The following is a 7,115-nucleotide window of genomic DNA, read 5'->3' on the forward strand; positions in this document are numbered from 1 at the left end:
CCCGGCGGGGTGGGGGCGGGTGGGTTGTGGTCTCGAGCCCCCCGCCCCCCCCCGCGCTGCACCACAGCACCGGAACCGGCCAATGACCCCCTGCGACAGGGGCGTCACGCTGAGTGTCCAAACCGCTGTCGCCGTATTCGTTACCGGCTGCGGGCCGGTTCCTCAGCCGGTCTCCCGCCGGCCTCGCGGCGCCCGGGTAGCGCCTGGGACTCGTTTTCCTTGCAGACCCGCACCCACAGCGACTCGGCAGTGATGCCGAGGTCCGCCGCCACCGCCGCGTATGTGCGCTTGCCGCCCGCGGCGCAGCAGAGCGCGACCGCGTCCTTCCTGGACTCCTCCGGATACGGGTTTCCGCGTACTCTCCGATGCGGCCGGGCCGGTACGTTTGAACGTGGCCAGTGGTTAGGCCACGTCGGTGGCCCGTTCGATGGCCTTGAGGCGGTTCTTGAGCCGGTAGCTGGGTCCGTTGATCGCGACGACGTCGCAGTGGTGCAGGAGCCGGTCGAGGATCGCGGTGGCGAGGACCTCGTCACCGAACACCTGTCCCCATTCACTGAAGGTCTTGTTCGAGGTCAGGATGATCGACCCCTTCTCGTAACGCTTCGAGATGACCTGGAAGACCAGATTCGCCTCGGCTCGTTCGAGGGGCTGATAGCCGACCTCATCCACCACGAGAACGCCGGGCCGCAGGTAGGAGCCGAGTTTGCTGGTCAGCCGGCCCGCCGTCTCGGCGGCCTTGAGATGGCGGACCATGTCGTCGAGGGTGGTGAAGTAGACCGAGAACCCGGCTCGGCAGGCCGCGACCGCCAGGGCGACCGCGATATGCGTCTTGCCCACCCCGGGCGGACCCAGCAAAGCCGCGTTGGCCTTGGCCTCGACGAACGAGAGGGTGGCCAGGTCTTTGACCTTGCGCGGATCGAGGTCGGGCTGGAACGAGAAGTCGTAGTCGTCCAGCGTCTTGTGGTGCGGCAGCTTGGAGAACAGTAGGGACCGACGGAAGCGGCGGTCGTCGCGGACCGCGAGTTCCTCGGACAGCACCAGGTCGAGGAAGTCGAGATAGCCGAGCTTGCCCTCCTCGGCCCGGCGGGCCAACTGGTCCAGCCCGTCGGCGAGATGGGGCAGGCCGAGCTTGGTGGCTGTGGTGCGGATGCGGTTGCCGGTCAGCTCGCTCAAGACGATTCCTTGCTCTGGGGGCGGGAGTTGAAGGGCCGGGAGCCGGTGAGTTCGTCATAGACCGACAGCGGTCGGCGGCCGACCTCGATCCGGGTGGCCACGGCCCGGTTGAGCAGGGACTGGAGCGGTCCATTGTCCCGCCCGGCAGTGCTGTTCTGCTGCGGCGGGGAGAAGGACACCTCGGTCGTGGTCCGCCGGTTGTTCCCCTCGGGCAGTCCGCTCCAGTGGCTCTCGTCGACGACGCGGACACCCCGGCCAACAGCCCTTGCATGGACGGCCAGTGGGCTCTCGCCGCCAGTGGCCGGAGTGGTCGAGTGCAGGCTGATCTGCGACTTGGTGGCCCGGATCTCCACCAGGTGGCGGGGGCGAACCTTGCGGGCCGGCACTGAGTAGAGGTTGCCGTCGAAGGCGACGAGGCAGTCCTTTCCGACATGCCGCAGCTGCCGTTCCGCCACCAGATAAGGGTTGGGCGGCAGCGGCTTGAGGGCCGCGTGGTCGCGGGCGGCCCGATGTCCGATGACCTCATGGTGGGTTGCATGGGTGCGGGCGCGTCGCTGCGGCACCCAGGCCATGAACGCGGCGTCCATCTCCTCGATGGAGGAGAAGGCCCGTCCGGCGAGCACGTGGTCGCGGACGATCAGAACCTGGCGCTCGACCCGGCCCTTGCCGGTGGGGCGGTAGGCAGCCAGCACGTCGATGTCGAAGTCGCAATGGCTGGCGAAACCCACCGCTTCAGGGTGCAGCGGGACTGCTTCACCTGGCGCGACATGCCGGCGGACGACGGTTTTGGTCCGGTCGTAGACGATCGACATCGGCACCCCGCCGTAGTGGGCGAACGCCCGCCGGTGGCAGTCGAAGAAGGTCTGCAGATCCTGGCTGGTGGTGAAGCAGCAGAACGGGTCGCGGGAGTACGACAGGGTCATGTGGAACGAATAGACCTTCGGGATGCCCAGGTGGGCGAGGACTCTGCCTTCGTCGCCCCAGTCGACCTGGGCCTGGGCCCCGGGCACGACCTCGAAGCGGCGGTGCATGCCTGCCAACTCTCTTGGCGCGATGCCCAGTTCCTCGGCGACCCCTGGGCGGGCCTCCTGCAGATAGAGCTTGACCCGCTGGTAGTTGATGGTGGAGCCGTAGTCCTTCACCAGGCGCTCGTGCACCACCGCACCCTTGATGAGGATCTCCGCCTTCAGCATGGCGTCAATCAGCGGCGCGACCTCGTCCACGGCCTTCTTGCGTGGCCGACCGTTCGACACCCTCCTCGGACAGCCGGGGCCTGCCCGGACAGGTACTTGCGGACCGTCTTCCGGTTCAGGCCCGTCTCCTTGGCGACCTCCGTCAGGGTCACCGCACCGGACTCGAAAAGGGCACGGAAGCGCCGGAGTTCCAACCAGCGTTGCGGGTCCAAGACCATCGTCAGCTGCCCTCCGCCGCCCCTTACCGACCAGTAGCAGAGTGCCGAGCAACAGGACTCACCGCATCAACAAGCGGCCCTTTTCACTCGTACGTGACTGGCCACGTTCACGCGTACGGCGACAACGGGGACTTGCGTCCCGCCTGGACATCCACCCCGGACCGTCAAGATCCACTGTCAGGGTGCCCACTCCAAAGGATCAGCCTCACTCATCAAGGACGCCCGCTCTTTCCGGGCCTGCGATCTGCTCGCCCGACACGACGCCCGGACTGGAGGCCAGGCACTGCGCGGCCCTGGCGGCCTGCACCTTCTTCAGCCCGTCCCCTCCCTGGGGCGCGATTCGAACATTCGTGGCATTTCAGCCGAGCATCCATCGCCAATGGCGACCGGAATGCGTCGCCCGAAAAAGGAGCCCACGATGACGACTCCCGCGCCACTGGTCACAGAGCCCGACCCGTCCACACCGGCTTGCCCCGGCAACCAGGCCGGCATCTGCGCCGGCGAAAGCATCGGAGCCCCTCACCGACAAGACGGTGCGGGGCTCCGGGAGGGTGCGCGAGCGAACATATGTGCGACTTAGTACGAGTGGTGGGCCTGCCAGTACGACCAGGCTCCGCAGGGGCTGCCGTACTTCTGGTTCATGTAGTTGAGGCCCCATTTGATCTGGGTGGCCGGGTTGGTCCGCCAGTCGGCACCCACACTCGACATCTTGGAGCCGGGGTATGCCTGGACGAGACCGTAGGCACCGGAAGGGTTGACCGCCCGAAAGTTCCAGGTGGACTCGTGAGCCACGATGTTGCTGAAGCACTGGAACTGGCCCGCGCCCACGATCTGACGCGCCATCGCCTGGATCTGCTCGACGGTGTAGGAACTCCGGACCGGGAAGCCGGAGGTGTCGCGTGTGGCGGAGCGGCCGGCCGTCTCCTGGGCCGCCTTGCGCTCCTTGGCTTCCTCTTCGGCCTTCTGTGCGGCTTTCTGCCTGGCCACCGCGTCCGCGGCGGCCTGCTCGCGGGCCGACTCCTCGGCGGCCTTCTTGGCACTCGCGTCGGCAGCGACGGCCTGTGCGTCGGCCTGCTGCGTCAAGGACGCGGTCTGCACCTGAGCCTGCTGACCCGCCGGGATGTCAGCGAGAAGCGCCGTGTCGCCTGCCGTCGCCTCGGCATCGCTTCCAGGCCGGCCGGTGCTGCTTGAGGCAACACCGGTAACGGCGCCTACAGCGGTGACCGCAGTGGCCGAGGCCACTGCGAATCCCCGGACCGAAATCCGACTCACGCCGGCCTCCCGACTGCGGTGTCACCGGCGACACAGGACGCGGAAGCGGCGCCGAGACGGCCGACTGCCCGACCGGCCGAACGGTCCAAGTACATAAGAGCCCCTCTCCATGTGAAGTGCGGTCATCGCCTCCTATATGCACGGGCCAGGAGCCAGGTTGCATCGGATCGGAACCTATTTCGGGGATCGAAGACGATCGGACCGTCAAGGTGTGCGGTCCCCCACCACCCCGCCTCGCCGAGGACCCCGTAAAGCGCGACCCGCCAAGCTCCTGTGCGCCGAACCGTTCGAACTCCGGGAATGGATCGATCAGGCAACCGCCGACGGCCGCACCGCACGTCCCACTGCGGGGTTTGGCCGGCGCTCGACCCGCACCCGTCCCCGCGGGCCGACCGCGGCAACACGCGCTTACCGGCCTCCGGGCCGGACTGCACCCACGCGACCCGGGCACGGACACAGACACGGGGCTCCGACTCGCGCACTTCTCCCCCTGATCGTGACGGCCTTGCTATGGCATGGGCTTGGGCGTGCTGTGGAGGAAGGTCGTGACGAGGGACACGAGGCGCAAAGCCGGGATCCGCGCCGAGCAGCAGCGCACGGGCCGCCGCTGCACCCACCTCGCCCACGAGACGAGCGCAGGCTCCAACCGCACCCCTGGAACCCTCACCCCGCCGAGCTGCTGACCGAACGCGCCACGCTCCCGCCCGCCGGCATCGACTGAGGCCATCCCTCCGAGCTCGCACCCGCCGAGTTCGAGTCCCGCCTGCCCCGGGTGCACCATCCCCCGTGGCACCGTGCTGGAGCCGGCCGGCTGCCTGGCGCAGGCCCGGCAGGGAGCACGCACCACTGCCGGGGCCGCGAGCCCGCCAAAGGACGCGGCCGTCGTGTGCCACGAGACAGCCGCACCAACATCAACACCGTAACCAACCCGGATTCCGCCGGCCCCTCCCTGGCCGATGCGCCGACCGGCCGTTACACCCGGGCGGTCTCTCCCGTCGGCCCAACGACCTCTGCATCCCCACGACCGCCGCCCGGACCGGGGCGGTCCGCCGGCCAGTCCTGGAGATGCCCGCCCCCGTCGCCGCAGACGCCCTCGGCCACCACCACAAAGCCACCGCCCGACTCCTCAACGAGACCGGCGAGGCCATGCAGCCGCTACACCGCCCAGATCGCAGACGGTCACCGACGGTCCGGGTTCCACGGGGATCTGGCGAGGGCTGAATGCCAGAGCCCGCCCGCACCGAGGCTGGATCCCTTACGCGTAGCAGCCGTTGACGGTCGCCGCGAGGTCGTCCATGGCGTCCTTAACGGCATTCGGGTCGGCCGTGGCGCCGTTCTCGACGAAGGAGAACACCTTCCATCTGCCGTCCTTGCCCCGAGTCAGACCGCTCAGCGCGATGGCGCCGGTGAGCGTGCCGGTCTTCGCGTGCACCTTGCCCACCGCGCACTTGGAGTCGGCGTCGTCGAAGCGGCCGTACTCCGGGCCGAGCGTGCTGCCGGCCTCGCCGGAGACGGGCAGGCCGTCGAGGACGGAGCCGAGGGTATGCGCGTAGCGGGGCTGCGTCAGCAGTTCGAGGATCTGCGCGAGGGTGGCGGCCGGGATGCGGTCGGCCCGGGACAGGCCGCTGCCGTCGTAGAGCCCGAAGTTGTGGAGCGAAACGCCGTAGACCCGGCTCAGCACCTCGCGCACGACCTCGGTGCCGCCCTCGAAGGTGGCCGGACGGTCGGCGCCCAGGGCCGTCATCCGCAGCAGGGTCTCGGCGATGTTGTTGTCGCTGTGCTTGAGCATCGTGCGGACGATGTCCGACAGCGGCGCCGACCTGTGCCGGGCCACCGGAACGTCCGTCGGGCGGGCGGTGGCGCGAGTGACGCCGCCGGTGACCGTGACGCCGTGCGCGGCGAGTTGCCTGGCGAAGACCTGCCCGGCGTCGATGGAGGTGTCCTGGACGCCGTGCCCGTCGACGACCAGCGCGCGGACCGGGGCGACGGTGTCGGGGTAGTAGCCGTCGTTCCAGCCCTTGGCCAGGGTCGGCTCCGGGAACAGGCTGTCGTCGACGGTGACCTTCACGGTGGTCCGGCCCGCGGCCTTGAGTCCGGCGATCGCGGTCTTCGCCATCTCTGCCAGGTCGGCGGTCGTCAGGGTGCGGTCGCCGCCCCCGACGAGGGTCAGGGTGCCGTGGCCGTAGACGACCTTCGTGGTGAACCGGTGCTGCGGGCCGAGCACGGTCAGGGCGGCGGTCGAAGTGGCGAGCTTGGCGTTGGAGGCCGGCATCAGCGCGGTGGACGCGTTGTGGCCCCAGACGGTGGTGTCCGAGTCCGCGTCGAGGACCACGCCGCTCACGTTCGGTCCCAGCCGCTGATCAAGTACCCGGGTCTTCAGGTTCTTGGCCATCTGCTGGTCGCCGGCGTCCAGATCGTGGGTCTTGGCCGTCGTGCCGGCACCCTTTTGGACGGCGAAGGCGGACGGACCCCCCAGGGCGGCGGACGCCACGGGCACGGCCATGGCGAGCACGACGGCCCGGCGCAGGCCGGTTCCCGTGCCATTCTGTCTGGGCTTGCGGTGCCGGCGCCGGCCACCTGGAAGGAAGGTGTTCTCGGGTGTCCTGGCAGTTGCTTCAGTCATCGGGGTTCGAATCCTTCGGGAGTAGGGGCCTTGGGCAGAGGAAAGTCAAATGCGCCGCATCAGCGATCCACATGCGCTCAGCCGGAGATCAACATGTCTGCCCGGACGGGCGATCGACCTGGTCTCCGCCGGTCGTCGGCCGGGCATGGTGCAGGGTGTGACGGCTGAGCGGACAGCCGGGCAGGGACAGAAACCGGCTGAACTGACGGCCTGGACGGGGGATTTGTTCAGCGGTCCCAATTCTTCGGATACATCCGTCCCTTGGATGTCGGTGATCCCCATGCGCGGCATCGGTCCCCTTCAGCGCACTACATGGACCGGGCGCCCAGCGTGCCCGGTCGGGACAGCGCGAGTGCCGGGCGGGCCGGCAGAGGCGGCGGCCTCTTGGCGGCGTCGACACCCTCGCCGTCGCCGGCGTGGTATTCGCGCAGCCTTGGACCGGTACGGCCGGCGTGTCCGCGCCACGCTGCCGGTCCGGCATCAGTGGCCTCCGGTGACCGGCTGGCGCTCGTAGCACACGGAGTCCGGGTCCGCGCTCGCAGCCTGCCTGGCCCTGGTGGTCGCGCTGCAGGTCCGCTCGGTCCGCAGACGGCACATGGTGGCGCTCGCGGTGATGGCGCTGTGCACCTATCTGCC

At 69.1% G+C, this 7,115-nt stretch carries 4 protein-coding genes and 2 pseudogenes; 1 reads left to right on the top strand and 5 read right to left on the bottom strand.

Going from position 1 to position 7,115, the window contains the following annotated elements:
* Nucleotides 1-227: 227 nt before the first annotated feature.
* The 4 genes and pseudogenes from AB0H32_RS45285 to AB0H32_RS45300 form a co-directional block, all read right to left on the bottom strand.
* Nucleotides 228-356 (bottom strand): annotated as a pseudogene (locus AB0H32_RS45285) (IS3 family transposase); the annotation flags it as partial.
* 46 nt (nucleotides 357-402) lie between these two features.
* Nucleotides 403-1,173, bottom strand: a complete 771-nt coding sequence (istB, locus tag AB0H32_RS45290; RefSeq protein ID WP_361134584.1) for an IS21-like element helper ATPase IstB — start codon at nucleotides 1,171-1,173, stop codon at nucleotides 403-405.
* Nucleotides 1,170-2,584, bottom strand: a pseudogene (gene istA, locus AB0H32_RS45295) (IS21 family transposase). The gene istB and the pseudogene istA overlap by 4 nt, the downstream one beginning before the upstream one ends.
* 576 nt (nucleotides 2,585-3,160) lie before the next feature.
* Nucleotides 3,161-3,856 carry a transglycosylase SLT domain-containing protein gene (locus AB0H32_RS45300; protein ID WP_361134587.1) on the bottom strand — a complete coding sequence of 232 codons (696 nt, stop codon included), beginning with the start codon at nucleotides 3,854-3,856 and terminating at the stop codon, nucleotides 3,161-3,163.
* A gap of 545 nt (nucleotides 3,857-4,401) precedes the next feature.
* On the opposite strand from AB0H32_RS45300, the gene AB0H32_RS45305 reads away from it, so the two are divergent.
* The gene (locus tag AB0H32_RS45305) at nucleotides 4,402-4,539 is read left to right on the top strand and encodes a hypothetical protein (RefSeq protein WP_361134589.1); all 138 of its coding nucleotides are present in this window, start codon (nucleotides 4,402-4,404) and stop codon (nucleotides 4,537-4,539) included.
* 572 nt (nucleotides 4,540-5,111) lie between these two features.
* Here the strand turns inward: AB0H32_RS45305 and dacB are convergent.
* A complete protein-coding gene (gene dacB, locus AB0H32_RS45310) occupies nucleotides 5,112-6,479 on the bottom strand; it encodes a D-alanyl-D-alanine carboxypeptidase/D-alanyl-D-alanine-endopeptidase (protein ID WP_361134591.1) in 1,368 nt (455 codons plus the stop codon).
* Nucleotides 6,480-7,115: the final 636 nt, after the last annotated feature.

The organism is Streptomyces sp. NPDC020362, from assembly GCF_040642095.1.
Classification (GTDB): domain Bacteria; phylum Actinomycetota; class Actinomycetes; order Streptomycetales; family Streptomycetaceae; genus Streptomyces.

Bases quoted from the DNA above. Each gene is read 5' to 3' on its own strand.
- dacB (WP_361134591.1), bottom strand. From the start codon at position 6,479: ATGACTGAAGCAACTGCCAGGACACCCGAGAACACCTTCCTTCCAGGT.